Source organism: Mycoplasma procyoni, from assembly GCF_017052595.1.
Lineage (GTDB): Bacteria > Bacillota_I > Bacilli_A > Mycoplasmatales > Metamycoplasmataceae > Mesomycoplasma_A > Mesomycoplasma_A procyoni.
Genome location: NZ_JAFIDB010000021.1, coordinates 1 through 810 on the forward strand (window position 1 = coordinate 1; position 810 = coordinate 810).

Annotated in this window: 1 rRNA gene; it reads left to right on the top strand. The window is 48.5% G+C overall.

The features are described from left to right. Positions 1-810: ribosomal RNA gene (locus JV122_RS04180) — 23S ribosomal RNA — on the top strand; the annotation flags it as partial.

Sequence of the window (810 nt, forward strand, 5' to 3'; positions counted from 1 at the left end):
ACACACGTTCCCAAGATGAGTATTCTAAGGCGAGCGAGAAAACCAATGTTAAGGAACTCTGCAAAATTATCCCGTAAGTTCGCGAGAAGGGATGCCTACGTAAGTAGGCCACAGTAAAATGGGGGGGTGACTGTTTATCAAAAACACAGCTCTCTGCTAAGTCGCAAGACGATGTATAGGGGGTGACGCCTGCCCAGTGCCCGAAGGTTAAGTGGAGCTGTAAGCTTATGCGAAGCAGTGAAATGAAGCCCGGGTGAACGGCGGCCGTAACTATAACGGTCCTAAGGTAGCGAAATTCCTTGTCAACTAATTATTGACCCGCACGAAAGGCGTAACAATCTCCCCACTGTCTCAACATTGGACTCGGTGAAATTATGGTCCCTGTGAAAACGCAGGGTACCCGCATCAAGACGAAAAGACCCCGTGGAGCTTTACTATAGCTTCGTATTGAAAATTGGTCTAACATGTGTAGGATAGGTGGGAGACTTTGAAGTAAGGACGCCAGTTCTTATGGAGTCATCCTTGAAATACCACCCTTGTTATATTGATTTTCTAACCTGCTTCCATGATCTGGAAGGGGGACAGTGCGTGGTGGGTAGTTTGACTGGGGCGGTCGCCTCCTAAAAGGTAACGGAGGCGTTCAAAGTTACACTCAGTATGGTCAGAAACCATATGTAGAGCGCAAAGGTAGAAGTGTGATTGACTGCGAGACCTACAAGTCGAGCAGGTGCGAAAGCAGGACTTAGTGATCCGGCGGTACATTGTGGAATGGCCGTCGCTCAACGGATAAAAGCTACCCCGGGGATAACA